At 64.9% G+C, this 26,256-nt stretch carries 23 protein-coding genes and 4 pseudogenes; 15 read left to right on the forward strand and 12 right to left on the reverse strand.

From position 1 onward, the window contains the following. Positions 1-5 precede the first annotated feature (5 nt). On the forward strand, positions 6-1,160 hold the full coding sequence (locus FVA80_RS24545; RefSeq protein WP_246692126.1) for a heparan-alpha-glucosaminide N-acetyltransferase domain-containing protein: 1,155 nt from the start codon (positions 6-8) through the stop codon (positions 1,158-1,160). A 319-nt stretch (positions 1,161-1,479) separates the two neighbouring features. Here FVA80_RS24545 and FVA80_RS24550 read toward each other — a convergent pair whose 3' ends face one another. Continuing rightward, entirely contained in the window at positions 1,480-2,916 is a 1,437-nt protein-coding gene (locus tag FVA80_RS24550) for a carotenoid oxygenase family protein (RefSeq protein WP_147910283.1), read from the reverse strand. A 537-nt stretch (positions 2,917-3,453) separates the two neighbouring features. Here FVA80_RS24550 and FVA80_RS24555 point away from each other — a divergent pair. Next, positions 3,454-3,978, forward strand: coding sequence for a hypothetical protein (locus FVA80_RS24555; protein ID WP_147910284.1), 525 nt, complete (start codon positions 3,454-3,456; stop codon positions 3,976-3,978). A gap of 77 nt (positions 3,979-4,055) precedes the next feature. On the opposite strand, the pseudogene FVA80_RS24560 reads toward FVA80_RS24555, so the two are convergent. Next, positions 4,056-4,774, reverse strand: a pseudogene (locus FVA80_RS24560) (IS5 family transposase); the annotation flags it as partial. Here FVA80_RS24560 and FVA80_RS24565 point away from each other — a divergent pair. Next, positions 4,775-5,026: pseudogene (locus tag FVA80_RS24565) on the forward strand (cation:dicarboxylase symporter family transporter); the annotation flags it as partial. Between the two features lie 96 nt (positions 5,027-5,122). Further along, positions 5,123-5,539, forward strand: coding sequence for a DUF3830 family protein (locus tag FVA80_RS24570; RefSeq protein ID WP_147910285.1), 417 nt, complete (start codon positions 5,123-5,125; stop codon positions 5,537-5,539). Between the two features lie 49 nt (positions 5,540-5,588). Here FVA80_RS24570 and uraD read toward each other — a convergent pair whose 3' ends face one another. The 8 genes and pseudogenes from uraD to FVA80_RS24610 form a co-directional block, all read right to left on the reverse strand. Next, positions 5,589-6,107 (reverse strand): 2-oxo-4-hydroxy-4-carboxy-5-ureidoimidazoline decarboxylase, encoded by a 519-nt coding sequence (uraD, locus tag FVA80_RS24575; RefSeq protein ID WP_147910286.1) that lies wholly within the window; start codon positions 6,105-6,107, stop codon positions 5,589-5,591. A 6-nt stretch (positions 6,108-6,113) separates the two neighbouring features. Next, a complete protein-coding gene (uraH, locus tag FVA80_RS24580; protein WP_147910287.1) occupies positions 6,114-6,467 on the reverse strand; it encodes a hydroxyisourate hydrolase in 354 nt (117 codons plus the stop codon). Between the two features lie 55 nt (positions 6,468-6,522). Continuing rightward, positions 6,523-7,047 carry a hydroxyisourate hydrolase gene (gene uraH, locus FVA80_RS24585; protein WP_147910288.1) on the reverse strand — a complete coding sequence of 175 codons (525 nt, stop codon included), beginning with the start codon at positions 7,045-7,047 and terminating at the stop codon, positions 6,523-6,525. Positions 7,048-7,071: 24 nt separating this feature from the next. Continuing rightward, the gene (locus tag FVA80_RS24590) at positions 7,072-8,439 is read right to left on the reverse strand and encodes an MFS transporter (RefSeq protein WP_147910289.1); all 1,368 of its coding nucleotides are present in this window, start codon (positions 8,437-8,439) and stop codon (positions 7,072-7,074) included. A 559-nt stretch (positions 8,440-8,998) separates the two neighbouring features. After that, entirely contained in the window at positions 8,999-9,520 is a 522-nt protein-coding gene (locus FVA80_RS24595) for a cytochrome P460 family protein (protein WP_147910290.1), read from the reverse strand. After that, positions 9,510-10,304, reverse strand: a pseudogene (locus FVA80_RS24600) (alpha/beta hydrolase); the annotation flags it as partial. The gene FVA80_RS24595 and the pseudogene FVA80_RS24600, both read right to left, overlap by 11 nt. 10 nt (positions 10,305-10,314) lie before the next feature. Continuing rightward, a complete protein-coding gene (locus FVA80_RS24605) occupies positions 10,315-11,124 on the reverse strand; it encodes an IS5 family transposase (RefSeq protein WP_147957888.1) in 810 nt (269 codons plus the stop codon). Positions 11,125-11,168: 44 nt separating this feature from the next. Beyond that, on the reverse strand, positions 11,169-11,396 hold the full coding sequence (locus FVA80_RS24610; RefSeq protein WP_187193498.1) for a hypothetical protein: 228 nt from the start codon (positions 11,394-11,396) through the stop codon (positions 11,169-11,171). Between the two features lie 152 nt (positions 11,397-11,548). Between FVA80_RS24610 and FVA80_RS24615 the strand changes: the two genes are divergently transcribed. Continuing rightward, the gene (locus FVA80_RS24615; RefSeq protein ID WP_147909510.1) at positions 11,549-13,123 is read left to right on the forward strand and encodes a winged helix-turn-helix domain-containing protein; all 1,575 of its coding nucleotides are present in this window, start codon (positions 11,549-11,551) and stop codon (positions 13,121-13,123) included. Between the two features lie 243 nt (positions 13,124-13,366). On the opposite strand, the gene FVA80_RS24620 is transcribed toward FVA80_RS24615, so the two are convergent. Then, entirely contained in the window at positions 13,367-14,275 is a 909-nt protein-coding gene (locus FVA80_RS24620; protein WP_147909509.1) for a LysR family transcriptional regulator, read from the reverse strand. Positions 14,276-14,425: 150 nt separating this feature from the next. On the opposite strand from FVA80_RS24620, the gene FVA80_RS24625 reads away from it, so the two are divergent. From FVA80_RS24625 to FVA80_RS24655, 7 genes and pseudogenes are all read left to right on the forward strand, one after another. Beyond that, the gene (locus FVA80_RS24625; RefSeq protein WP_147909508.1) at positions 14,426-15,637 is read left to right on the forward strand and encodes an ABC transporter substrate-binding protein; all 1,212 of its coding nucleotides are present in this window, start codon (positions 14,426-14,428) and stop codon (positions 15,635-15,637) included. 19 nt (positions 15,638-15,656) lie between these two features. Further along, positions 15,657-16,565: a 3-hydroxyisobutyrate dehydrogenase gene (mmsB, locus tag FVA80_RS24630; RefSeq protein ID WP_147909507.1), complete on the forward strand. Its 909-nt coding sequence runs from the start codon at positions 15,657-15,659 to the stop codon at positions 16,563-16,565. 26 nt (positions 16,566-16,591) lie between these two features. After that, positions 16,592-18,103: an aldehyde dehydrogenase family protein gene (locus tag FVA80_RS24635; RefSeq protein ID WP_187193499.1), complete on the forward strand. Its 1,512-nt coding sequence runs from the start codon at positions 16,592-16,594 to the stop codon at positions 18,101-18,103. Between the two features lie 22 nt (positions 18,104-18,125). Next, on the forward strand, positions 18,126-19,481 hold the full coding sequence (locus tag FVA80_RS24640) for an SAF domain-containing protein (RefSeq protein WP_147909506.1): 1,356 nt from the start codon (positions 18,126-18,128) through the stop codon (positions 19,479-19,481). 41 nt (positions 19,482-19,522) lie between these two features. Next, a complete protein-coding gene (locus tag FVA80_RS24645) occupies positions 19,523-19,804 on the forward strand; it encodes a YciI family protein (protein ID WP_147909505.1) in 282 nt (93 codons plus the stop codon). Between the two features lie 141 nt (positions 19,805-19,945). Further along, positions 19,946-20,965: pseudogene (gene dctP, locus FVA80_RS24650) on the forward strand (TRAP transporter substrate-binding protein DctP). Between the two features lie 98 nt (positions 20,966-21,063). Further along, positions 21,064-21,675 (forward strand): enoyl-CoA hydratase/isomerase family protein, encoded by a 612-nt coding sequence (locus FVA80_RS24655; protein WP_210249467.1) that lies wholly within the window; start codon positions 21,064-21,066, stop codon positions 21,673-21,675. 435 nt (positions 21,676-22,110) lie between these two features. Here FVA80_RS24655 and FVA80_RS24660 read toward each other — a convergent pair whose 3' ends face one another. Then, positions 22,111-23,091 (reverse strand): LacI family DNA-binding transcriptional regulator, encoded by a 981-nt coding sequence (locus FVA80_RS24660; protein WP_187193500.1) that lies wholly within the window; start codon positions 23,089-23,091, stop codon positions 22,111-22,113. A 306-nt stretch (positions 23,092-23,397) separates the two neighbouring features. Between FVA80_RS24660 and FVA80_RS24665 the strand changes: the two genes are divergently transcribed. From FVA80_RS24665 to FVA80_RS24675, 3 genes are all read left to right on the forward strand, one after another. Next, positions 23,398-24,216 carry an isocitrate lyase/PEP mutase family protein gene (locus tag FVA80_RS24665; protein ID WP_210248938.1) on the forward strand — a complete coding sequence of 273 codons (819 nt, stop codon included), beginning with the start codon at positions 23,398-23,400 and terminating at the stop codon, positions 24,214-24,216. Positions 24,217-24,288: 72 nt separating this feature from the next. Then, the gene (locus tag FVA80_RS24670; protein WP_147909502.1) at positions 24,289-25,002 is read left to right on the forward strand and encodes an enoyl-CoA hydratase/isomerase family protein; all 714 of its coding nucleotides are present in this window, start codon (positions 24,289-24,291) and stop codon (positions 25,000-25,002) included. A gap of 90 nt (positions 25,003-25,092) precedes the next feature. After that, positions 25,093-26,109, forward strand: coding sequence for a TRAP transporter substrate-binding protein (locus tag FVA80_RS24675; RefSeq protein WP_147909501.1), 1,017 nt, complete (start codon positions 25,093-25,095; stop codon positions 26,107-26,109). The last annotated feature ends 147 nt before the right edge of the window (positions 26,110-26,256 follow it).

The following is a 26,256-nucleotide window of genomic DNA, read 5'->3' on the forward strand; positions in this document are numbered from 1 at the left end:
CCAAGGTGTCGGCGTGCGCACCGGCCGCGTCAGGCCGCATCGGCTCCATTGATGCCCTGCGCGGGCTGGTGATGGTGCTGATGCTCCTCGACCACCTGCGCGAGACCTGGTTCCTGCACGTGCCCGTGGCCGACCCCATCGACGCCCGAACCGCCCTGCCAGCCGTGGCCCTGGCTCGCCTCGTCGTCAGCCTGTGCGCGCCCATCTTCATCGCGCTGACCGGCGTTGCCGCATTCCTGTTCGGTACCCGGCACACGCTGGCCGAGACGCGGGCCTACCTGCTGAAGCGTGGCCTCGTGCTGATGGCGCTGGAGGTCCTCTACCTGTCGGAACTGTACTGGGGCGTGGCCAGTCCGACGCTCTGGCTGCAAGTCATCTGGTGCATCGGCGTCTGCATGATCGTCCTGGCGGCCCTGATCGGTCTGCCACGCCCGGCTCTGTTCGCGGTGGGGCTGTTGATCGTCTGCAGCCATAACCTCCTCGACCCTATCCACCTCCAGCCGGATCAACCGCTCTTCCCGGTCTGGGCGATGCTGCACCAACGCGACGTGATCGCGTTGCCGTTGGGTCTGGTCGCCAAGACGACCTATCCGGTGATCCCATGGATCGGCGTGATCGTGCTCGGCTATGCGATCGGCCCGTGGTTCCTGCCGAGCGTCGCGGAACGCACTCGCGAGCGCCGGTTCATGGCTCTCGGCTGCTTGATGCTCGTCGCGTTCGCGGTGCTGCGGCTGGTGAACGGCTACGGCGACAAGCCCTGGTTCGCGGTCGAAGGCGATGCGCTCCGGACTACGATGAGCTTCCTCGCGCTCACGAAGTATCCGCCATCGCTGCTGTTCCTGCTGCTGACGCTCGGGATCGGAGCGCTGCTCCTCGTCGCGCTGGAACGGATGCGCGAAGCTTCGGTCGTCGCGGCTTTGGCGGTGTTCGGCGGAGCGCCGTTGTTCTTCTACCTGCTCCACCTCACGATTCTGCGGCTCCTGTACCATGGCGCCGTCGCCATCTGGGGGACGACGCAGGGCGCCGTGTTCGGCGTCGCGAATTATGGCTGGGTGGTCCTCTGGTATGTCGGACTGATCGCGCCACTCTATTGGCCGACAGCATGGTTCTCGCGCGTCAAGGCGGCTCGACACGATATCGCATGGCTCAAGTATCTCTAGTTCTTTGAGCGTGATTGAAGCCGGGTGTCCCGTTCTTCGTCTGACCATTCAAGCTATGGCTACGGCGACCCTGCGGTTGATCTCATTGCTCCGCGCGCGGGCGGCAAATTTCGGCATCAACCGATGCCGGCTCGCCGTCCTGGCCGGGGCGGATCGCTTGCCGAAAACTCAGCGACGAGCGCGCCACCCTGCTCGACGAGATCCTCCAGCCCTACGCAAATGAGCCGAACCACGCCCGCTGCATCAGAGGGCGGCGAGGTGGGCTATCGCACGCTCTTGCACGTGAACGCGCGCCGGCCCCCCAAGAGTCCGGCAACAGTCACCCGGCGCAATGCTTTGGAAACCAGTTTCCGTGGAAGCCTGGTGGGATCCGATGCCCGAGGTGGACTGTAGCGACGGGCGGCGCCTCGAACGCGTGCGCGTCGAGGACGGTGAAATCCGTCGTGTCGCTCGCCGTGTCGATGACGAGCCCGACGAGCCACCCCTCGTCCTCGCCAGCCTCTGGCCCCGCCGGCACGAATACGAACTCACCCGGGACACGGGCGGCGCCGAACTCGTGCGTGCGCCGCTCCCCGGTCGCCAAATCCTGTTTGTAGAGCCGTGTCGCGCCGACGAGCTGCGTGTTGCCGTCGGCGGGGACTGAGCCCGTGTAGACGTATCGGTGGGGCTGCCCGAATAGGCGCTCGTCGATCCGGGGGAACTCCTGCGCCGCGGGGTCGATCATCCGCCGATCGACCCGCCCCGTCGTGGGGTCGGCGGTCCAGCGCTCCAGCCGTCCGGGTGCGTCGAAGCCGCCACCGGCCGAGGCGAACACCGTCTCGTACGCAATGACGTCGAGGACCACCTGCCCGTCCGTGGTGTCGTAGCCGTTGGCGACGTGGAAGACGAAGCATGGCTCCACCGTGCACCACGTGATGTCGGCAGCAGTGCCGTGCCGGGGGAGCAGGCCGACGCGGGCGTTGTGGGTGGGGTTCCAACGGAATGGGAAACGGTGGCCGGCCAGCACAGCCCGCATCGAGAAGGTGACGGGCAGATCCAGCACGACCGCGAAGCGCGCGGTGATCGCGCAATCGTGGATGCAGGGGCCGTGCTCGACCGGGATCGACACGTCTCGCACGACGCGACCGGCGGGCGAGATGACGACGTGGCGCACGCGGTCCCAGATGCGGCCGTCGTAGGCGATGGCATGTGTCTCGCCGGTCGCCGGGTCGCGGTGCGGGTGTCCGGTGAAGGAGCCGGCAAGCGTTCCGTCGAACGGATCGTAGCGTTGGGTTTCCAGGTCCTCTGACAGCGCCACAGGGTAGCTGCCGGCCTCGACCACGGCGAAGGCGCGGCCGCCGATCTCGACGACGTTGGTGTTGACGGTATCATCACCCCGGCGCGGCCCGGGGGCGGCGGGTCGGCCAAGCGCCGCGGACGCCGCGCGCGAGCCGATCCAGCGGTTGCGGTACCACAGCGCTTTACCGCTCTCGATACATAGACCATGCACCATGCCGTCGCCGAGGAACCAATCGTGACCGCGCGTCGTCGGGCCGGCGGGGTTGGCGCCCATCTTGAGGTAGCGTCCGTCGAGCCCTGCCGGGATCGTCCCGGTGACCGGTAAGTTCCAAAGCGTCAGCTCCTCACGCATTGGCGCGTGGACACCGACGACAAAGGGGTGCGGCGTCCCCGGCAGGCGTAGTCGGCTGCAGGCTGCCACCAATGCTACGAGCCCTTCAGCGGCGGTGCGCAGGCTGGACTCGATAAAGTTCGGCATCGGTCGCTGCCTCGGGGCGGTGCGGATGAAGCACGAGGTCCTTCGTGACGGGGGCGCCCCCCGTTACCGAACGAGAATGATAGGTCTGTCCATAAGGGACGACGCGACACTCTGGTCGGCGATGTATCCCCACGGTCGGCCAACCGAACAAACTGTTGCACCACGTCGACGGCTGGGTCGGCCTCTGATAGCAGCCTGCGGCAACGCCGCTTGGCAGGATGCCAAGTCGCACTGATCTTCAGCCGAGGCGCAGGCCAGCGTGAGACCCCCCGGCGAGCCGATCGCGTCGCGATTGTCCCCCGTTTCGAACCCGATCACCGCGATAATCCCGTCCGCCCCGGCTAGCTCTATCACGGGCACGAACAAGTTTGTGACGTCCTCGACTGCCTTCCGAACGCGGCGGCTCGGCATGCTCGCGAGGCAGAGCGGGCGCACTCAAGACTGACTAACAGAACCGTCTGCCCCAAGCCGGAGATAAGGGGCCCGCCGAAGCCCAGTCGTGAAGCCGGACTGTCGGCAGAAGGAAGGACGTGCAGCATGGTGGATCGCAGATCCTGGCTCCGTGGCGGCGCGTTGTCGATCGCTGCGCTGTGGGCCTCCTTGACGGCCCTCCCGGCGACGGCACAGGGGATCAAACTGCCCGATGGCGCCGAAGCCGCTGCAAGGCTTCCTCCGAGCGACGTGATGGCGAAGGCGCAGCCCCTTCTCGGGGCGGGCCGCGGAGACGAGGCGACGTTCTGGTTCTATGCTGGACAGTTGCGCTATCGCAGCTACCTGGCGGCACATCGCGATCTTGATCAGACGGGGCACCCGGCCCTTTTCGCCGCGCTCATCGAGACGATCGGGCGGCCGGTCAATGAATATGCCTTCGGCGACGTCACGAAGCTGGCGCGTACGATCTCGATGGTCCTGGAATGGGACCGGCTCTATCCCGATCCGTCGCTGGCCGGCCCGGAGCACGAAAAGACGCGAAACGGTCTCGAAGGCCTTCGAAAGCAGATCATGGCCCAGGCCGACAGCATCCGTCGCGAGCGTCAGCAGCGGGGATTGCCAAACCGGTAGGAGCGGCGGACGGGGCCACAGCCGGTGAGGCAGCCTGATCCATGGGGCGAATCCCGCCTTAAAACGCGTACCAACGCTCTGATCTGGTTGAAGGTGATCAGGCTTGCGGCGAGGCTGGTGAAGGCCTGGTAGATGTCAGCGCGCCGCTCGTAACGGACGGGCAGGCGGCGGAAGCGGTTGAACCACGCGTGGGTGCGCTCGACGACCCAGCGATGACGCCCGAGCTTCTCGCTGCTCTCGATGCCTTTGCGGGCGATACGCGGCACGATCCCGCGGGCCTGGCACTCATGGCGTCGGACCTTGGCATTGTAGGCCTTGTCGGCGTGCAGCTTGCTGGGCCGCCGACGCGGGCGTCCACGCCGTCCGCTGCGCAGGGGTGGGATAGCGTCGAGCGTCGGGGCCAGCACCGGGTTGTCGTGCCGGTTGGTCCCGCTCAGGCAGAAGCCAAGCGGCGTACCGCGCGCATCGGTGACAAGGTGGCGCTTCGTGCCCGGCTTGCCCCCGTTCGTCGGGTTCGGGCCGGTGGCAGAGCCCCTTTTTTGGCCGGGATAGACGCACTGTCCAGGCTGGCCCGGCTCCAGTCGATTTGCCCGACCGCGTGCAGACGCTCCAGCAGCACCTGATGCCGATGCGCCCAGACGCCCGCCTCTTGCCAGTCGCGCAGACGCCGCCAGCAACTCATCCCGCAGCCACAGCCCATCTCGGCCGGCAGCATCTCTCAGGGCAGGCCCGAGCGCAGCACGAAAAGGATGCCGGTCAGCGCGGCTTAATTCTCGATCGGGCGGCGACCGCCCTTTCAGCCATCGTGATCCTAGCGGCTACCTTGAGCGCGGTTCCCTCGATCCCTGCGATCGGCCTCGTGCTGGTCCTATCGGTGGACTGGTTCATCGGCATGGCACGTGCAGTCGGCAACCTGATTGGCAATTGCGTTGCCACCGTCGTCGTGGCCGCCTGGGAGGGCGACCTGGATAAGGCGCGGGCGCGGGCGGTGCTCGACAACCCGCCATCCGATATTGCGGTCATCTCGGCGGGCGGGCAGCTTGCCTGAATCTCATTCACATCGCCCGCCACCCAATCAGGGATGGTGGGCGATCGGCCCCACTCGGGCCTATAACCGTTACCGGTAAGGCGAAGAGAGCAGCAGATGGGCGATTTGCGCGTGACGGCCGGGCCGTTCGTATTTGAGGCGCGGTTTGAGGAAGAAGTTGCGCCCAAGACTTGCGCGGCGTTCCGCACGCGCATGCCGTTCAAGACCCAGGCGGTACACGTCCGCTGGAGCGGCGAAGGTGTGTGGATGCCGCTTGGGGACTACGATTTCGGTGTTGGCTACGAGAACCACACCAGTTACCCGGCACCGGGACAAATCATTCTTTATCCCGGTGGGATCAGCGAGACTGAGATCCTACTTGCCTACGGCGGCGTGCATTTTGGCTCGAAGATGGGCCAGCTCGCGGGCAACCATTTCCTCACGTTGACCTCTGGCTTGGAGAACCTGCGTAAGCTCGGCGAGATGGCGCTGTGGCAGGGCGCTCAACCGATTGTTTTTGAGATAGATAAATAATTAACAAATCGTCTGATCGGATGGGCGGTATCGGCCACTATATAGTGGATCAGATACTTGCCTCGCTCACTAGCCGATTGAGCCGCATCCGCGTGATCGCGGCGATCTCATCGAGGACGGCAGACGCCTCCTCGTCCCGCGAGCTCAAGAGGCGCGCCTCGAACAGCGCGAGGATCTCGCTTCGGTCCCGGCCACGCACGGCAACGATGAACGGGAAGCCGAATTTCTGCCGATAGGCCGGGTTCAACCGATCGAAGGCGTCCGCGTCCTTCTGCGGCATCCGGTCGAGCCCTGCCGCGCCCTGCTCGCTCACGGACTCGGCGGTCATGCTCTTCGCCCGCGCCTCTGGGCCGGCGAGTTCCGGATGACCGTTGAGGAAAGCCAGACGCCGATCTGGCGGGGCGGCGCGTACCGCAGCCATCATCGCCGCGTGCAAATCCGAGACGCTGGCGAAGGGGCGGCCCAGCCAAGCGGCCTCCGCCACCCAAGCGGCGTGCTCGAACACCCCACCGAGTAGGACGACGAAGGCGTCCCGCTCCAGGCCGTTGACAGCGGCGATGTCGGGCACGGGGCCTCAGCTGCCGCGGTAGGTGGTGAAGCTGCCCGGCGCGCACAGCATCGGCACGTGGTAATGCTGCTTGGCGTCGAAGATCGCGAAGCGCACCACGGGGTCGTCGATGAAAATGTCGGCCTCGGCCGTGCCAGACCGAGCCTTCAGGTAGTCGGTGACGTGGAACACCAGCTCGTACTGGCCGACCTTGGCTTCGTCGCCGGGCAGGATCGGCTTGTCGGTGCGCCCATCGGCGTTGGTAACGACGCTCTTCACCAAGCGCCACTTGCCGTCCTCCATCATCGAGAAGTCGATGCGCACCCCGCTGGCGGGACGGCCGCGGTCGGTGTCGAGGACGTGGGTCGAGATGCCGGCCATGATCTTCGGTGTCCTGAGCGAGGGATGGGGTCTATCCGTTCGGACGGTGCCGATCTCAGCTACCGCGATAGTACGAATAGCCCCAGGGCGTGAGCAGCACCGGCAGGTGGTAACGCTGGCCGGCATCGTGGATCTGGAAGCGGATCGGCACGAGGCTCAGGAAGTTCGGGCTGGGTAGCTTTACGCCGAGCTTTGAGAAGTATTCCTCGAAATGCATCACTAGCTCGTAGTGGCCCGCCTTGAAGGCGTCATCGACAAGCACCGGGCCGGCCGGGCGCCCGGTCGCCGTAGTGGTGATGATTTTGAGTGGCTTGTAGCCTTCGCCATCGAGCATCGCGAGGTCGCAGACCATGCCGGCAGCGGGCGTGCCATGAAAATTGTCGATGGCGTGCAGGGTCAACCGCGGAGAGAGGCCGGTCTGTGAAGTCGGGGCGGTGGTCAGCGCGCCGGGTTTGGCCGGAGAGCTCGTGGGTGCGCCCTGCGCCATCGCCGTGCTTGCGGACGCCACCACCGCGGTGCTGAGGCCGACGCCTACGAGGCTGCGCCGCGTCAGTTCGGATCGGTTTGAGGGATGATCCAAGGTTGGCTCCTGATGGCAGTGAGATTACGCCGGCTCGTGCGCGGCGCGGGACGCTGCGCGCTGCTCCAGTTCCGGGGTCGTGGGCGGGACGAAGGCGAGGATCAGCGAGAGTGAGAGTGCCTCGACGGCCGCGACGATCCATAGGCCGATCGAGACCGAGCCGGTGTGCTCGCGCAGATAGCCCATCACCGCCGGGGCGCCGAAGCCCGCGAGGTTTGCTACCGAGTTGATGAGCGCGATGCCAGCCGCCGCGGCCGAACCTGCCAGGAAGCGCCCCGGGATCTGCCAGAAAACGGGGATCGCGCTCATCGTGCCGACGATCCCTACCGCGAGCGCGATCATCGCAAGGATGGGCGCACTCGATACGAGGAGGCCCGTCAGCGCGATCGCGGCGGCGCCCAGGAACGCCGCCACACCGCAATGCAGGCGTGCCTCCCCCGTACGGTCCGAGTCGCGCCCGTTGAGGATCATCCCGGCACCGCCGAAAAGGTAGGCCGCCGACATGATCCAGCCGACGGTGAGCGGATCGGTGAAGCCGGCGTCACGCACCACGCTGGGCCCAAAGAAGGTCAGCGCCGAGTTCGCCGTGACGATGCAAAAGAAGATTGCGATGCATTGCCAGACACGAACATCCTTCAGCGAGGCGAGGATGCGGTGCTCGCGCGGGCCCTGGGCTGCGGCGTCGCGGGCTAGGTCGGCCTCGACCAGCGACCGCTGCTCGGGCGTCAACCAGTTGGCCTTGGACGGCCGGTCGGTAAGGTAGAGCAGCGTGACGACGCCCGCGAGGATCGACGGGATGCCCTCCAGCAGGAACACCCACTGCCAGCCCGCCCAGCCGTTGACGCCATTCATACCGTTGAGGATGCCGCCGGCGAGCGGACCGCCGATGACGCCGGCCAGTGCCGAGGCCGACATGAACAAGCCGAACACCTTGGCGCGCCGCTCGCTCGGGTACCAGTACGTCAGGAAGAGGATCACCCCGGGATAGAAACCGGCCTCGAACACTCCGAGGAAGAAGCGCAGCACGTAGAAGAACGCCGGCGTTGTGACGAACATCATCGCCACGCAGCATATGCCCCAAAGGAAGGTGATCCGCGCGATTGTCTTGCGGGCACCAACGTATTCCAGCATGAGGTTGCTTGGCACCTCGCAGATAAAATAGCCGATGAAGAATATGCCGGCGCCGATGCCGTAGACGGTCTCGCTGAATTTGAGATCGGCCAGCATCTGAAGCTTGGCGAAGCCGATGTTCACCCGGTCGATCCAGGATAGAACCCAAAGGGCCATCAGGAACGGCAGTAGCCGCAGGGTAATCCGACGGTAAGTGCTATCGAGCGTGGCAGGCGGATTGAAGGCCGGCGCATCAGAGTCTGAGTACGACTGGATAGCCATCGATCCCCCCTAAAGATCAGACACATCACCCGTGTCGAGGGATATCCCCACTTCGCGGCTGCAATATATGAGCCATCTCTCCATACGGCTTCGTGATTGATCGTCGTCCAACTGCGTTTTTGCTGAAACGCTTCGATTGCGAACGAAAGAATCAGGCTAGTTCCATCACCCCTGCTTGTTCGACGGTCTGGCAGCAGAGCAACAAGCACACTTTGAGGGATGGTCGAAAGTATCTTGAACGGCCGGCACGAGAGAAACACCGATCGTCCAGTTTTGGGCGTCAAGCCAACCACTGCTTCTCGCCTTTATCGGACTTCTGTCCTATTCGTTCGGATCTCGGGTATCCGATCGTCTTCCCGACAAACGCTGGCCATGCATGTTGCGCCCGCCGAGGCTGCCGGATTCTGTCGCAAAACCGCGTCGGAAATTCAAACGTCGAATAAACGTGTCCGTCGGCAGCCGGCAGCGAGAACGCTGCGATGTCCGGTTTAGCACCTCACGCAACCGAAAGCCGCCAGACCGCTTTCGGCCATAAGGCGACGCATCTCGCTTGCGCAGCTCAGGGGGCGTACCCGGTGAATACGTAATTACGGTTCCTGACACGCGCCTCATGGCAGGCGAAGCAGGTTCGGTGCTGCGCCTCATCCACGGGTTTGCCGCCGATGAAACGGCCGAAGCCCCATCCGCCGGTCGCAGCGTAACGCTTAGTATTCTTGACCATGACCTGCACGGTCGTGGCCCGGCCCGGCACCGTCGCCGACGCGAATTCCGTTGACGGCATACGCTCCCAAGCCAGCTTCACGAGGACCGTACCATCCGGGAAGGGCAGCGTGCCGTCTCGAAAGGCCGCCACGGCGAGGTCGTTGCCGACGACGGCACGCAATTCGTTCAGCGGAGCGTCTTCGAGCGCTGGAGCGATCAGGCGCCAGTCTCTGTAGCCATCGGGTACGGTGACGCCATAGATCGGCGTGGCGGGCTTTCCGCTCCCTTCCACCGCCCGTACGTCCGCGACGAGAAAGCCTGGGGCGACGCACGCCAGGAGAAGGGCGCTGCGCCCGCGGAGATGATGGTCAGAAGGCATCGACGTCCACCACGGCCTGGGCGAAAGCCTGGGGCGCCTCCTGCGGAAGGTTGTGCCCGATGCCGCCGGTGATCGTACGGTGCTGGTATCCTCCGGAGAACATCGTGGCGTAGGCGGCGGGATCGGGATGCGGTGCCCCGTTCGCATCCCCCTCCAGCGAAATCGTCGGCACGCCGATCTTCGGCGCCTCCGCCAAACGGGCCTCGAGCATATCGTATCGCCGCTCGCCGTCGGCGAGACCCAAGCGCCATCGGTAATTGTGGATGACGATGCTGACGTGATCCGGATTGTCGAAAGCCGCAGCACTCTCTGCGAAGGTGCGATCGTCGAACTGCCAGCGCGGCGATGCCGTCCGCCAGATCAGCCGGGCAAACTCTGCGCGGTTGGCCTCGTAGCCGGCTCGGCCGCGGCTGGTCGCGAAGTAGAACTGGTACCACCACGAGAGCTCGGCCTCGGGCCGCAGCGGCGTCTTGCCCGCCTCCTGATTGCCGATCAGGTAGCCACTGACCGACACCAGCGCCTTGCACCGCTCCGGCCAGAGCGCGGCGACGATGCAGGCGGTACGGGCACCCCAATCGAAACCGGCGAGAACGCTCCGACGGATGTCGAGCGCATCCATCAGGGCGATGACGTCGACCGCGAGCGCCGCTTGCTGGCCGTTGCGCACGGCCTCGTTCGCGAGGAAGCGCGTCGTGCCGTAGCCGCGCAGGTAGGGTACGATCACCCGGTATCCCGCCGCCGTGAGCAGCGGTACGACCTCTACGAAGCTATGGATGTCGTAGGGCTAGAGGCTGTTATGAACTGGCTGCCAGTCGAGCGGCTTGTTTGAGCATGAGGCAGACGAAGGCGACGATGTGGAGATCCGCGAGCGTGCTGGGATAGCGCTCGTAGTCCTTGACGAGGCGTCGGAAGCGGGTCGCCCAGGCGAAGGAGCGCTCCACCACCCAGCGCCGCGGCAGCAGGACGAAGCCGCGCTTGGCCTCGGGCAGTCTGACGACCTCCAGCTCGATACCGTGCGTGCGGGCGGCCTTAGCCGGCCTCTCCCCGGTGTAGCCCTGATCGACATAGGCGAGATCGACGGTGTCGCCGGTGGCGGCCTGGATCGCCTTGGCGAGCTGCCCGACCTGGGCGCGGTCGTCGGCGTCGGCGGACGTGACGTGCAGCGCCAGGAGGTGACCCAGGGTGTCGACGGCCAAGTGGACCTTCGAGCCCCGTTTGCGCTTGGCTCCATCGTATCCGGCCCGCTCGCCGCTCTCGGGCGTCGAGCGCAGGGTCCGACTGTCGAGGATCGCTGCGCTGGGCTCTGAACGACGCCCGGAGGCTAGGCGCAGCAGGGCGCGGAGGTCGTCGGCCAGTTGCTCGAAGCAGCCGGCCGCCAGCCAGCGTTGGGCCTGCTGGTAGACGGCTTCCCAGGGTGGCAGATCGTTGGGCATCCACCGCCAGGGTGCCCCTGTCTTCACGACGTAGCGCAGGCCATTGAACACCTCGCGCAAGCTATGCTCGCGCTGCCCCGCATCCTCGCGCAGCAGGGTCAGATAAGGGGCGACCAGCACCCACTCATTATCGGAGACGTCGGATGGGTAGGATCTGCGCGAAGGGGTCATGCCCCCTCATCTGGAATCCCCAAGCCACGGGTCCATAACAGCCTCTAGCCGTGCAGAAGGATCGCGACCGGACCGGAAGGGCTGCCCGCCTCGAGATAGCCGACGCGCAGAAGGCCGGCGTCGACCTCTTTCAGCGGCCCGAATGCGGCGCCTCCGCCCGAGCGCGGCTGCGCCCGCGCCGGATGGACGAGTCCGAGTTCGGCGGCCGCGATGCTGGCAGCTGCGCCGCTCAGAAGGCGGCGGCGGTTCTGGTTGATGATCTCCGACGGCATGGGCGCATCCCGGTGCTGAGGTGTCGATGCGCGGGATATTGCCCCGATTGGCCGCCGGCCGCTTTGAGATGCCGTGGGGTTCCCCTTCAGAGCCTCCTGATTTTCGGCGTGGGACGGCTTCGCCGCACCGGCGTGGTCAGGGAAGTGGCCGCGTGATCTACCAGTTCGAGCCCTTCACCCTCGATACGGCCCGGCGCGAGCTCAGAGAGGGGGGCAGCCTCGTCGCGCTGGAGCCGCAGGTGTTCGATCTCCTCGCGCACCTCATCGCGGCCCGCGATCGCGTGGTCAGTCGCGACGAACTTCTGGAAATCGTCTGGCACGGCCGTATCGTCTCGGAGGCGACGATCAGCAGCCGGCTGAACGCCGCGCGCGTGGCGATCGGCGACACGGGCCTCGACCAGCGCCTGATCCGCACACTCCCGCGCAAGGGCGTGCGCTTCGTCGGCGACGTCAAGGCGATGACCGAGGACCTGCCGAAGCCCGTGGCAGGGCCAGGATCCGACGCCGGCTTTTCCTGGCGCGCGCGATCACGACTGCCGGCCGTCGCGGTCCTGCCCTTCGCGAACATGAGCGGCGAGCCGGAGCAGGATTTTTTTGCGGACGGGATCTGCGAGGAGATTATCACGGCTCTATCGCGCATGAGTGGCCTGTTCGTGATCGCTCGCAACTCCTCCTTCACATACAAAGGCAAAGCGATCGACGTGCGCCGGGTCGGTGAGGAGCTCGGCGTCGGCTACGTGCTTGAGGGAAGCGTGCGCCGCAGCCGCGACCGGCTGCGCATCGCAGGACAGCTCGTCGACGCGGTCTCGGGCGCCCATCTCTGGTCGGATCGGTTCGACGGTGATCCCCAGGACGTGTTCGCGTTGCAGGAGCGGGTTGCCGACAGCGTCGTCGCGGCGATCGAGCCGACCCTGCAGCAGGCCGAGATCGGCCGTCTCGGGCACGCAGCCCCGTCGCGGCTCGATGCCTACGAGCTTCTGCTGCGTGCGAATGCTCAGCTGTCCGAATTCACCGGGGCCGGCATGGAGGCCGCGCTCGCCTGCCTGAGCGAGGCACTGGTTGTTGAACCGGACTACGCCTCCGCGATGGCCGCGACAGCCTATTGCCGCGCGCAATGCCATTTTCAGGGTTGGGCCGAGCAGGACGATCACGCCCGCAGCGAGGCCGTCGACCTCGCGTGGCGAGCGGTCGAGCTCGCGCCTGGCGACGCGCAGGTGTTATGGATGGCGGCCTTCGCGATCTGGAACATGGCCTTGAGTGGGCACGAGCGCGCGCGGGATCTCTTCCGACGCTCGCTGCTCCTCAACCCCAACTCCGCGATGGCGTTGACGCTCGCGGGTTGGATCGAGACGACGTGCGGCAACGGCCTCGAGGGCCCGGACATGGTGGTCCGCGCGCAGAGGCTCAATCCACGCGATCCGCGCGGCTGGCTGATGGCCGGCGTCATGGCGGTGGCCGACCTGATCGATGAGAACCACGCTGGTGCGATCGAATGGGCTGACCGAGCCCTTGCACAGAACCGACGCTTCGCTGTGGCCCTACGCGTGCTCGCGGTCGCCAACGTCAAGCTGGGGCGGTTGGACCGCGCCCGGGAGGCTGTCGCAACTCTGCTCACTGTCGAGCCGAGGTTGACGGTCTCCGGCTTCCTCACGCGGATTCCCTTTCCGCTTGAGAGTACAGCAAAGATCTACGCTGAAGCTTTGGCAAGGGCAGGTCTGCCAGCATGATCGCCAAACGAGGTTGAGCCGATGTCCGATACGCAGCAAAAATCAACCCACAGCGGACAGGCTGCTTTCGGCCAATTGCAGTCGCCTCTTAGCGCCCACAAACGACATTCAGTCGCCTCTGACGACTTTAAACGTGCTGCCATCGGGGTGGTCAGACCTTAGGCCTTTTTCAAGAGACTAGACTCGTCGGATCCGAAATGGGCGGAAGCGGGGGAGCAACCCGTGTCCTTTCGGGTCGATGCATCAGGCATCGGAGGGCAGGAAAGCTGGGCGGGCGGCGCGGACCACCGCGGTGATGAACTCAGTGACGGCCTTGATCCGCTGGAGATGCGCCATGTCCGCATGCGTGAGCAGCCAATAAGTGCGGGTGATGCGAACGTTTTTCGGTAAAAGACGCACAAGGTCCGGGTGCTTATCGGCCATAAAACAGGGCAGAATACACAGGCCAGCGCCAGTCCGGGCCGCTGTCATCTGGGTAATCACGTTCGAAATTCGGATCGTCGGCTGCAAGCCGGGCAGTGCAGCCTTGAAATAGTCAAGCTCCGGCGAGAAAACGAGCTCGTCGATGTAGCCGATGAAACGGTGACGATGCAGGTCGGCTTGGCTCTCGGGCCGGCCGTGGTGGGCGACGTAGGCCGGAGCCCCGTAGAGGCCAAGTTCATAGTTGCCAAGCTTGCGCGCGTGAAGGCGCCCCGTGGCCGGCCGTGTGAGGCCGATCGCAAGATCTGCCTCGCGCTTCGACAAGCTGAAGACCCGCGGCGTCGCCACGAGTTCGATTGATAGGCCCGGATGCCGGACCGACAATTCGCCGATGTGTTCCGCGAGGCAGAAGGTCCCGACAGCTTCCGGTGCGCCGATCCGCACCGGGCCCGTGAGTCCGACGACGGGATCGACCCGGTCAAGCCAGATGCCGAGCGCCGCTCGTTCAATCTCTTCAGCCCGCGGCAGCAGACGCTCGCCCTCCGCCGAAAGGCCATAACCTGTTGGCCGCCGGTCGAACAGCTTGGCCCCAAGCGCCGTCTCCAGACGCGTGATCCGGCGGCTGAGCGTCGTGTGCTCGACACCCATGCCACGAGCGGCCTCGGTCAGCCGGCCGGCCCGGGCCACGGCCAGGAAGGCCTGAAGATCGTCCCACCGGTGCGTCGTCGCCATCTGTCAATCCGTGAGCGCGTGTTGTGCGGAAATTGACATAGACTGGCGAGGGCGTGTGCGCTTTCTTCGCTGCAATCCCGTACCGCTCCATGCGAGCCGGCGTCGGGACAAACGAGCGGCATGAGACCGCGACACTGGGAGGATGGTGCGATGGCACGGGCCCTTTACCGTGCGGCTGCCGCGTTTCTGCTCGGCATCTGCTCCGCCTCGGCGGCGGATAGGAGCCTCAAGATCGGCGTCATCAACGATCAGTCGTCGATCTATGCCGACATGGGCGGCCCAGGCTCTGTCGTCGCGGCAAACCTCGCGGTTGAGGATTCCGGGCTTCGCGCCCGGGGCTGGAACGTCGAGATCCTGACCGCCGATCACGGCAACAAGGCCGACGTCGCCTCCACGATCACCCGGCAATGGTTCGACACGCAGGGCGTCGACGCCGTGGCCGATGTTACCAATTCCGCCGCCGCTCTGGCAGTGAGCCAGATCGTGCGGGACAAGAATAAGGTCATGCTCGCCTCGGGTCCGGCCGTCTCTGACCTGACCGGCAAGGCGTGCACGCCAAACACGGTGCACTGGACGCACGACACCTGGGCCTTCGCCAACGGCATCGGGAAGGCCATGGTCGAGACGGGCGGAAAGACCTGGTTCTTCCTCACTGCCGACTTCGCTTTTGGCTATGCCCTGGAGCGCGATACCGAAAAAATGGTCTTGGCAAGCGGTGGAAAGGTGCTGGGCCACGTCCGGGCGCCGAACAATACCTCCGACTTCTCCTCCTATCTTCTGCAGGCGCAGGCATCAGGCGCGCAAGTGATCGGGCTCGCCAACTCCGGCGGGGACACCGTCAACAGCATCAAGCAGGCGGCCGAGTTCGGCATCACCGGTTCGAAGCAGCGGCTGGCGGGCCTGCTTATATACATCACCGACGTCCACGCCATCGGGCTACAATTGGCGCAAGGACTATCGCTCGTCGCGCCGTTCTACTGGGACATGACCGACGGCACCCGCGCTTTCTCGTCCCGCTTCGCGGCGCTGCGGTCGGGGGCGAAGCCCTCGATGGTTCAGGCGGGCGTCTACGCCTCGATCCTCCATTACCTAAAAGCCGTGGAGGCCCTCGGAGAGGCGAGCGACGGCGCGAAAGTTGTCGCGAAGATGAAGGCGATGCCGACCGACGACCCTCTATTCGGCAAAGGGTACATCCGCGCGGACGGTCGCAAGATGCATCCGATGTACCTGTTTACCGCCAAAACGCCGTCCGAGTCGCAGTATCCTTGGGATTACTACACCTACAAGGCGACGATCCCCGCCGAGGTCGCATTCCGACCATTGGCCGACGGCGGCTGCCCGCTCATCGCGAAGTCTCAGTAACGGACTGGGAGAAAAGACAATGGCCCGAATTGGGTTCATCGGCCTGGGACGCATGGGACTGCCCATGCTCCGCCATCTCGTAGAGGCCGGACACACCGTGCGAGCTTTCGACATCAGCGAGACGGCGAGAGCGGAGGCGCGGGCCGCCGGGGCGGAGGTGGTTGCGACCTGCGGGGAAGTCGCTGCGGGGGCCGAATACGCGATCTCTATGGTTCCGACTGGCCGCCACGTGCTGGAGGTCCATACTGGGTCGGAGGGAACACTCGCCAGGCTTCCGGCCGACGCCCTACTGATCGACTGCTCCACCATCGCCGTCGCGGAGGCGCGAGCCCTGCACGAGGCTGGCCGAAACTGCGGAATTGCGGTTCTCGACGCCCCAGTCTCGGGCGGAGTCATGGGGGCGCAGGCCGGTACCCTGACGTTCATGGTCGGCGGGGATCACGGCGATCTCGACCGCGCCAGGCCGATTTTGGAAACGATGGGCCGCAACGTCTTCCACGCCGGGCCCGCTGGCAACGGTCAGGCCGCCAAGGTCTGCAACAATCTGCTCGCGGGCATCTCGATGATCGCAGTGTCGGAAGCCTTCACCCTGGGCAAGCGCCTCGGGCTCGACCCCGCCACGATGCGGGACATCGTCTCGACCTCGACGGGGAGCTGCCATGCCCTCGTGAGCTACCCACCAGTTCCAGGTCTGCTTCCGAACGTCCCGTCGAGCCGCGAGTACCGGAACGGCTTCGCGGCCGACCTCATGCTCAAGGACCTGCGGCTGGCTGAGCGGGCGGCGATGGAAACCGGTTCGAGCCTACCGATCGGCACCCTGGCCACGGCGCTCTACAGCCTGTTCTGCGGTGGCGGCTCCGGGACCCTCGATTACTCCGGCGTCATCCGCATGATCGAAGGCGCGCCATCTCCTGCCGCAAACTCGTGAGCGCCCGACACGCTGAAGGAAACACCATGTCGAATCTGGAAGCCGCGACCGGCTCAGCGCCCGCCATCCTCTCGAAGCAGATGCTGATTGGCGGCGCGTGGCGGTCGGCCGTCTCCCGCAGGACCATCATCGTCGAGAATCCGGGGCGGCGCGAGCCTCTCGGCGAAGTTCCGAGGGGCGAGACGGCGGATGTCGACCTCGCCGTCCACGCCGCGGCGGCGGCGTTCCCGTCTTGGGCCAAGGTCGCGGCCCGCGACCGAGGGCGGATACTGCTCGCCATCGGCGAGGCACTGGAGTCCCGGCAGGAGGAGCTGGCGCGCCTGATCGCGAGCGAGACCGGCAATGCCCTGCGCACCCAGGCGCGGGGCGAGGCCCGCATGGTCGCCGACACCTTCCGGTACTTCGGGGGGCTCGGGGGCGAGCTGAAGGGCGTCACGATCCCGCTCGGTGAGGTTCAGCTCAGCTATTCCCGGCGCGAGCCCCTCGGCGTGGTCGGCGCCATCGTGCCCTGGAACGCCCCGGCCCAACTCGCCTCGCTCAAGATCGCGCCCGCGATCTGCGCCGGCAACACCATCGTGCTCAAGGCCGCCGAGGACGCGCCGCTCGCGGTGCTGATGATCGCCGAGATCTGCCAGGATCATCTGCCGCCGGGCGTGGTCAACGTCGTCACCGGCTACGGCCGGGAATGCGGCGAGCCGCTCGCCGCCCATCCCCTGGTGCGCAAGCTTAGCTTCACCGGCTCGACCGCCGTGGGCAAGTCGATCATGCGGGCCGCGGCCGAGCGCGTCGCTCCGGTCTCCCTCGAACTCGGAGGCAAGAGCCCATCGATCGTCTATCCCGACGCCGACGAGGATTGGGTGCTCGACGGGATCGTGGCTTCGATGCGCTTCACCCGCCAGAGCCAGTCCTGCACGGCTGGCTCGCGCCTGTTCCTTCACGCGGACATCTACGACGCGTTCCTCGACCGACTGGTCGCCCGCACCTCGGCTCTCAAGATCGGCGATCCGCTCGACGAGGCGACCGATGTCGGCTCGATCATCAATGAGCGACAGTTCACGAAGGTCTGCGACTACGTCTCGGACGGACTCAGCCGCCCGGAGTCGCGGCTCGTGACTGGCGGCCTGCCGCCAAAGGAGGGGCCGCTCACCCGCGGCTACTTCGCGCTGCCGACTATCTTCGCCGACACTTCGAACGACTGGCGCCTCGCCCGGGAGGAGATCTTCGGGCCGGTCCTCGTGGCGATCCCCTGGCGGGACGAGGACGAGGCGATCCGCATGGCCAATGACAGCCATTATGGGCTCGCCGCCTACATCTGGTCCCGCGACATCGGCCGTGCCCTGCGGGCGGCCCACGCCGTCGAGGCCGGCTGGGTTCAGGTCAACCAGGGCGGCGGGCAGGCGCTCGGCCAGTCCTACGGTGGGATCAAGGAAAGCGGCATCGGGCGGGAGATGTCGCTCGAAGGCATGCTCGATAGCTTCACCGAGATGAAGAGCGTGAACGTCAACTTGGCGCTTCCCCCGCCGCGGGCCGCCCGGTGACGGCAATGGGGAGACGCCAACGATGAACCTCTATCGATTGCTCCGGGAGCGGCAGGACGCGGGCAAGCCTGTGACGGTCGGCCTAATCGGCGCTGGAAAGTACGGGACGATGTTCCTGGCGCAGGCCCGCACGACGCTGGGCATGCAAATCGTCGCCGTCGCCGACCTCGACGTTTCCCGGGCCGCGAGCCAACTCGCCTCCTGCAACTGGCCGTCGGAGCGGTATGCCGCCCGCTCCTGCGAGGATGCGATCCGGACCGGCGGGACCTACATCACCGATAGCGCCGACGAGGTGATCCGGGCCGGGGGCATCGAGGTCGTCATCGAGGCGACGGGCGATCCGCGCACCGGTATCCGCCTCGCGCTGGCCGCCATCGCGGCTGGCAAGCACGTGGTGATGGTCAATGTCGAGGCAGACGTCGTGGCGGGCCCATTGCTCGCTCGTCGGGCCAAGCAGGCGGGCGTCGTATACTCCCTCGCCTACGGCGATCAGCCGGCGATCGTCTGCGAGCATGTCGATTGGGCGCGCGCCTGCGGATTTCATGTCGTCGCGGCAGGCAAGGGCACGCGCTACCTGCCGCGCTATCACCAATCAACGCCCGACACCGTGTTCGACAACTTGCCAGGTCTGATTGAGATCGAGGACCGGTCCTCAATCAACCCGAAGATGTTCAACAGTTTCGTCGACGGGACCAAGTCGGCGATCGAGATGACGGCAATCGCCAACGCGACCGGACTCAAGGCGCAGCTACAGGGACTCGCCTTCCCGCCCGCGAGCCGCTTCGAGCTCGCCGACATACTGCGCCCGAAGGACGAAGGTGGATGCCTGGAGATGGCTGGCGTGACGGAGTGCGTCTCCTCGCTCGCCCGGGACGGCTCGGCCCTGCAGCACAATCTCGCCCACGGAACCTTCGTCGTGATCGAGGCGGCGGAGGACAGCTCCTACACGCGGGAATGCTTCCGTGAGTACCACATGCTGCCCGATGCAAGTGGGCGCTACGCGGCCCTCTACCGGCCCATTCACTTCAGCGGATTGGAGCTCGGTATTTCCGCAGCCTGGGCCGCCCTGCTCAAGCAGCCGACTGGCGCTCCAACCTGCTTCAGCGCCGACGTAGTCGCAACTGCCAAGCGCGACCTGAGGGCGGGCGAGACGCTCGATGGCGAGGGCGGCTACTGCGTCTGGGGCCGGCAAACCCCGGCCGAAGTCTCGCTGAGCGAGGGCTACCTGCCCCTGGGGTTGGCGCAACAGGTGAAGCTTACACGCGACGTGCCGATGGGTTCGGGCATTCGCTGGGACGACGTTGCCTTTGATCCGGACGATCCTGTCGTGCGCCTGCGGCGCGAGATGGAAACCGCCTTCGACCCACGCGTGGCCTGAGGCGGCATATACAGGAGGCCACGCGAGAAGGTATCCCGAACATGCACTTCGTCATCCATTGTATCGACACGGCCGATCCCTCGATCCGGCAGACCCATTATCCAGCGCACCGAGCCTATCTCGCAGCGGCCCCACTCAAGATCGTGATCGCGGGACCGATCCTCGACGAGACAGGCGAGGTGCCGATTGGGAGCCTCCTCGTAATCGAGGCCGAGAATTGGGAGGTCGCCCAAGCCTTCGCGTCCAGCGATCCCTTCGCCATCAACGGCGCATGGGACAGCATACAGATCCATCCCTTCAGGATCTCCGTCGAGAATCGGTGATAACGGCGCGAAGCCGAAGAGGCCCCGTCTGTCAGGCGCAGTCTTCAATGCGGACGTCCGGTTCGACTCGAGCATTGGCTCCGTGAATGACGCTCACCTTGCCGTTTGAGACCAAAAACACCGCACCATGAAAGGCCAGCCATGCCGACGCGTCGCAACCTGCTGTCAGCTGCCATGGCGGCGCCGGCAATCATCGGGCTCAGGGTGCAGGCGGCGGCCGGACGCGATCTGAAGGTTTCACACCAGTTCCCGGGTGGCACGGAGGAGGATGGCGACTTCCGTGACAGGCTCTGCCGGAAGTTCGCCGCTGAGTTGCGGCGGCGGTCTGATGGCGCACTCACCGCGACGGTCTATCCGAACTCGTCCTTGATGAAGACCAACGCTCAGTTCTAGGCGCTCCGCAAGGGTGCGCTCGACCTCAGCCTCTTCCCGCTGGCCTATGCCGGCGGCCAGATCCCAGAGGTCAATATCGGGCTCATGCCCTGCGTGGTCGCATCTTACGCCCAGGGCGCGGCATGGAAGACGGCTCCGATCGGGCGTAAACTCGAAGCGTTTCTTGCCGGGAAGGGCATCGTGATCGTGGCCTGGGTTTGGCAGGCTAACGGCGTCGTGTCCCGCGCCAACCTGATCGTCGTGCCCGACGACGTGCGGGGCCTCAAGACCCGAGGCGGTTCCCGGGAAATGGATATTCTTCTCCAAGCGGCAGGGGCTGGGGCGCTGTCGCTACCCTCCAACGAGATCTACGCGGCGATGCAGACGGGGGCGGTGGACGCCGTCGTCACCTCCTCGACCAGCATGATCTCCTTCCGCCTGGAGGAGACCGCCAAGCACCTGACGACGGCGCGCGACCACACCTTCCTGTTCACCTTCGAGCCGCTTCTTATGTCCAAGCCGATCTTCGATGGTCTTGCGCCGGGCGAGCGCGACCTGATCATGGCAGTTGGAGCCGAGTTGGAGCCGTTTGGGACGATGGGCTCCAAGGCCGACGACGAAAAGGTTGTAGAGGTTTTTCGGAAGGCTGGTGTTCAGGCCCACGAGATCGACGCGGCCGCTTTCGAGAAATGGCTGACGCTCGCCCGCAATTCAACTTGGAAGGACTACGCGAGCCGTAGCACCGAAGCGGCGGAGTTGCTGAAGCTTTCTCAAGACGTTCGAGTCTGAGCCAAACAGTACATCGACGGCCAGAGCTGGGCCGATCGTCGCGGTAGTTGGGAGTCGACATGGCTGGAAAGATCGTTACGGAACAGTCGGACTCTCACGTGACGCTCACGATTAGTCACCCGGAGCGGCGCAACGCGCTGACGGTACTGATGTGGCAGGAACTGGCAGCACAGGTGCGGGAGCTCTCCCGGGAGGATGGGATACGCTGCGTCGTCATTCGTGGCGGGACCGCAGAGGCGTTCTCCGCCGGCGCGGATATTTCCGAGTTTGGCACCGCTCGCTCGACGCGCGAGCAGGTGGTCCGTTTCCACGAAGAATATGTAGGCGGTTGCCTCAACGCGATCGCCACCTGTCCCGTGCCCGTCGTTGCTGCGATCCAGGGCGCATGCTTCGGTGGTGGCCTTGAGATAGCCGCCGTGTGCGATATCCGGATTGCGGCGAAATGCGCCCGCTTCGGGGCTCCAGTTGGGCGCTTGGGGTTCCCGCTCGCCTTCGGCGAGACCGAGGCGTTGTTCCGGCTGGTTGGGCCGTCGGTTACCGCGGAGCTGCTGATCGAGGGCCGTCTCTTTGATGCGCGCACGGCCTACGAGAAAGGCTTGGTGTCCCGGGTGGTCGGGAATGACGACTTCGAGCGCGAAGTCGCTGCCGCAGTCGAGAACATCTGCGCGAGCGGTATCCTCGCCGCCCGTTCACATAAGCGTCAGATCTAGCGCCTGAAACGGGATTCTGCCGCCGTGACGAGCGACGAGCGGATGGAAGTGTACAGCTTCGCGGAGAGCGAAGAGTACCACCATGGTATCGCAGCCTTCCTTACAAAAACGGATCGCCAGCGTTGATCGCAAAGGATAGGCGGCACCCTCGCGCATCCGGGACGAGGTCGCGTTCCGAGATTTCGTGTAGGTTCGAGCGATCGACCCCGAACACTAGTAGTAGCCAACGTGACCAATCTGCGGAAATAGCTGAGTCGGCGAAAGTATCGCCGCCTCCGGGGCGGCACCTACTAATATACGTTTTGGATCCGATCTTGCGGCCTGCCGGACTAAATCGCGAATAAAGGTGTCTGCTTGGACCAGTTCGCTGCTCGAAAGCAGACGGTCCGCTTTCGGCCAGCAAACGTCATTGTTGTTGGCGCGTTTGTTTCGCTTTTAAGCGCTTGCCCGCTCGATGAGCTCATAACCGAGGTCAAGCCTGCGGATGTCGCGGGAGGGATTGCGCAATTGCTTCATCAGCATCTCCGCTGCCTGATGCCCGATCTGATAGCGAGGAAAGCGCAGCGTTGTCAGCGGTGGGGAGACGGTCTCCTGGAGTTCGTTGTCATCCGAGCCAACGATCGCGATCCTGTTTGGGACATCCAAGCCGCGGCGGTTCGCTTCAAGCAAAGCTCCGGTCGCCAGCACATCGCCGGAAAGGAAGATCGCATCGACGGCCGGTACGCGCTCAATCAAAGTCGCGAGTGCGCGCCCACCGCTCCGCAGTCCGGGCGGGCTTTCGAGCAGCAACTCGGGAGCGGAGATCAACCCATGTCGTTGATGGGCGGCTAGAAATCCCGCCCGCCTCTCGGCAGCGCGATCATTGTCGTGAATGGGCAGGCTGACAAATCCGATGCTCTTGTACCCGCGGACAATCAGGTACTCCGTCATCGCGCAGGCTGCATCGTAATTCGAGAAACCGACTGTCATGTCGAGAGGCTTCTCGGTCAGGTTCCCCGTCTCGACGCAGGGGATGCCTGCATCCTCGAGCATCGTGCGACTGCGCGCCGTATGCTGCGTGTTGTGCAGCACGATCCCGCAGATGCGCTGGGCCAAGAAGGCCCGAATGGCGGCCTCTTCACCGGCCAACGCGTAGCCGCTATCCGCGATCATCAAAGGGTGATGTGCGCCGAGAGCGTCCGATACGCCTTGGATCGTCTCCGTGAAGAGCGAGTTGCGAAGGCTCGGCACGATCAGGCCGACGACGTTCGTCCTGCGCGAAGCGAGGCTGCCGGCGATCCGATTGGGAACGTATCCGGTGGCATCGATCGCCATCTCGATACGGAGTCTGGTCTCGGTATTCACGGAAGTCGGATCGCGCAGTGCCCGCGAGACCGTCATCGCTGAAACTGCAGCCAGGGCGGCCACATCCTCCATACGAGGCTCAGGCCTCCCTTGCTTCGGATTCTGCTTCCGGCGCGGTCTCGCTGTTAGGTCTGCCATCTTAGTCGCCTGGCCGTGCCTGTAGCCTAGTTGATCCCACACTCTATCGCATAGCCCGTCCGCATGGATTGCGGAACGCGGCGATCGCGTTTATGTTTGCGCTAACATCAGGGGTTCGGGTTCACGCTTTGAGCCCGGTCAAGGTCGCTTCGAACCTCCTGCCCAATGCAACCCAGAGGCCCCGCTTTGTCCCGCTCATCCCGCTTCCGCGAACTTCTTGAGTTGCCGCCGTTCGTTTGCATGGGCGCACACGACGCCGTCACGGCCAAGCTGGCTGAGCAGGTCGGGGCGCCTGCAATCTACGTTAGCGGCTTCGCGGCCTCTGCCATCGTTGCAGGCGCCCCCGATATGGGTTTGCTGACGCAGACCGAGATGTTCGAGCATATCCGCCGCATCTGCAGGGTTACCAGCGTCCCTGTCTTCGCCGATGCGGATACGGGGTATGGCGGCGTGCTCGACGCGCAGCGCACGATCAAACTCTGGGAAGAGGCGGGCGCTTCGGTGCTGCATCTGGAGGATCAAGCGGTCCCCAAGAAGTGCGGGCACTTCTCGGGCAAGCAGCTCGTCAGCGCCGAGGAGATGCAGCAGAAGCTGCGCGCCATGCTGGAGGCTCGAAGCGATCCGGATTTCTTCATCGTCGCGCGCACGGATTCGCTCGCCGTGACCGGCTTCGATGACGCGATCGCCCGCCTCATCAGCTACGCTGAGGTCGGTGCCGACGGACTGTATTGCGACGCGATGGAGAGCGTGGAACAGATGCGCGAGATCAGTCGCCGCCTGCGACCGCTCGGCAAACCGCTCCTGTTCAACATGGCGAGATCGGGCAAAAGTCCTTACTTGTCTCTGAAAGAGGTCGAAGAGTGCGGTTTTGATTACGCGCTTTGCCCAATTGAGCCGATGTTCGCCATGCACAAGGCTGTTAAAACGATGATGGAGCGGTTCATGGAAGAGGGATGCACCACGAACGCGGTGGCGGACCTGATGACCCCTTTCGACGAGTTCAACGAGTTTGTCGGTATGTCAGATCTCATCGCGCAGGAGCGGCGCTACGCCTCCTGACGCGAGGCACGTTCCGACAGGGATGTGGCTCAAACCAGCGGAATCGTCCGTCGAAGGGAGCGCGCAACAGCGATGCGACAGATCGAAGTCGAGACGTGTGGTCGGGTCGCGATCCTGACGCTGAGCCGACCCGACGCCGGAAACAGGATCACGCAGGACATGGCGGACGAGTTGATCGCCGCCCTAAACGCCGCTCGCAGCGACAAAGCGATCAGCGGATGCGTCCTGACGGGGAGCGGCTCCGTCTTCTGCCTGGGAGGCGACTACCGGGGCGCTGGGCCGGCCGCTGCCGGACGGATGGAGTTCGGGCGAGCCCATATCGATCTCTTCGGCGCGATGGCTGGTCTCGGCAAGCCACTGATCGCTGCGCTCAATGGCCATGCGCATGCGGGCGGGTTTGCGCTGGCCCTCGCGTGCGACATGGTTTTCACTACGCGTGACGCGACGCTCGGCCTGCCGGAAGTGGCGCACGGCCTTTTTCCCTTCCTGGCGCTCGCCGTTGTGCGCGACGCCTTGCCGAAAGCACTTCTGTTCGAGATCGCTTACGAAGCGAGATTGATGAGTGCGGAAGAAGCACGCGCGCGCAGCCTGGTGAATGCCATATTGCCTGCGACGGAGGTGCTGCCCCGGGCCGTCGAGACCGTGGAACGAGCGACCGCCGGACATCCCGACGTGCTGGCTCTCGGTCGCGACCTCTATTACGCGACCCGCGGGGTCGCTCCGGCCGAGGCGCTTGCCATGGCGCGGTTCGCGCTCGGGGCCGCACTCGCAGCATGCGATCCGTAGAGCTGCACACCAGCGGCATAGCTTCGATAAAAAAAATCTCAAGAAACCGGTCAGGTTCAATCAATACGCAGAAATTCAGGGAGGCCGTCCATGTTAGCGCTACCGCAGAAAGCCGTAAGCCGTCGTGCCCTGCTGGCCGGTGGCTTGGTGATGGCGATGCCGTCGATCGTGAGGGCAGGGCCGGAATTCGATTTCAAATTCGCGACGGGTCAGGACCCTAGCCATCCAAACAACGTCCATCTGCGCGTGGCGCTCGATCGCGTCCGTGAACGGACGAACGGGCGCCTCAGCATTCGCTTGTTTCCAGCCAACCAGCTCGGTACCGAAACCGATGTCTTGTCGCAGGTGCGGAACGGAAGCATCGAGTTTTTGCTACTCTCAGCATCGATATTGGCGACCTTCGTACCCGTCGCGGGCATCGCCAACACAGCGTACGCATTTCCGGATTACGATGCCGTTTGGCGGGCAATGGATGGGAGTCTGGGTCAGCACACCCGGGCATTGATCGAGAAGGTCGGCGTCATCGCGCCGGGGCGGATCTGGGACAACGGCTTTCGTCAAATCACATCATCCGGACGAGAGGTCCGCGCTCCGAAGGATCTGTCCGGCTTCAAAATCCGCGTCCCGCCGGCCCCGATGCTCACCTCGTTCTTCGCTGCGATCGGAGCGTCACCGACGCCCATGAACTTCGCGGAGGTCTATACCTCGTTGCAGACCGGAGTCATCGACGGTCAGGAGAACGCACTCTCGCTTATCGCGACGACCCGACTCTATGAGGTTCAAAAATTCTGCTCGCTGACCGGTCACAGCTGGGACGGCTACTGGCCTTTGTCCAACCGCAAGGCCTGGGCGCGCATGCCGGAGGATATCAGATCCGTCCTCACCGCCGAACTCGACCGATCCGTGGTCGATCAGCGCAAGGATGTCGCCGAGCGTGATCGTTCATTGCGAACCGAGCTGGCCAACAAGGGACTCGCATTTATCGAAGTTGAGAAATCCGACTTCCAGCGGGCACTCGCAAGCACGTCATACTATCAGACATGGAAGCAGAAGTATGGTGACAACGCGTGGTCGTTGCTGGAGGAGGCTTGCGGAAAGCTGACCTGAAGCGAGATTCGTCAGGACAAGCGCCCGCGAACGGGTGACGTGCCCATCTCGCGCTCGACGGGACCGGGTGCAGGAGCCTGCCTCAAAGACCGGCCCCGCTTGTTGGCCTTGAAGGGCCGCCACAACCTGCCAGCGCTCGGCGGCACA

It is taken from the genome of Methylobacterium sp. WL1 (assembly GCF_008000895.1).
Lineage (GTDB): Bacteria > Pseudomonadota > Alphaproteobacteria > Rhizobiales > Beijerinckiaceae > Methylobacterium.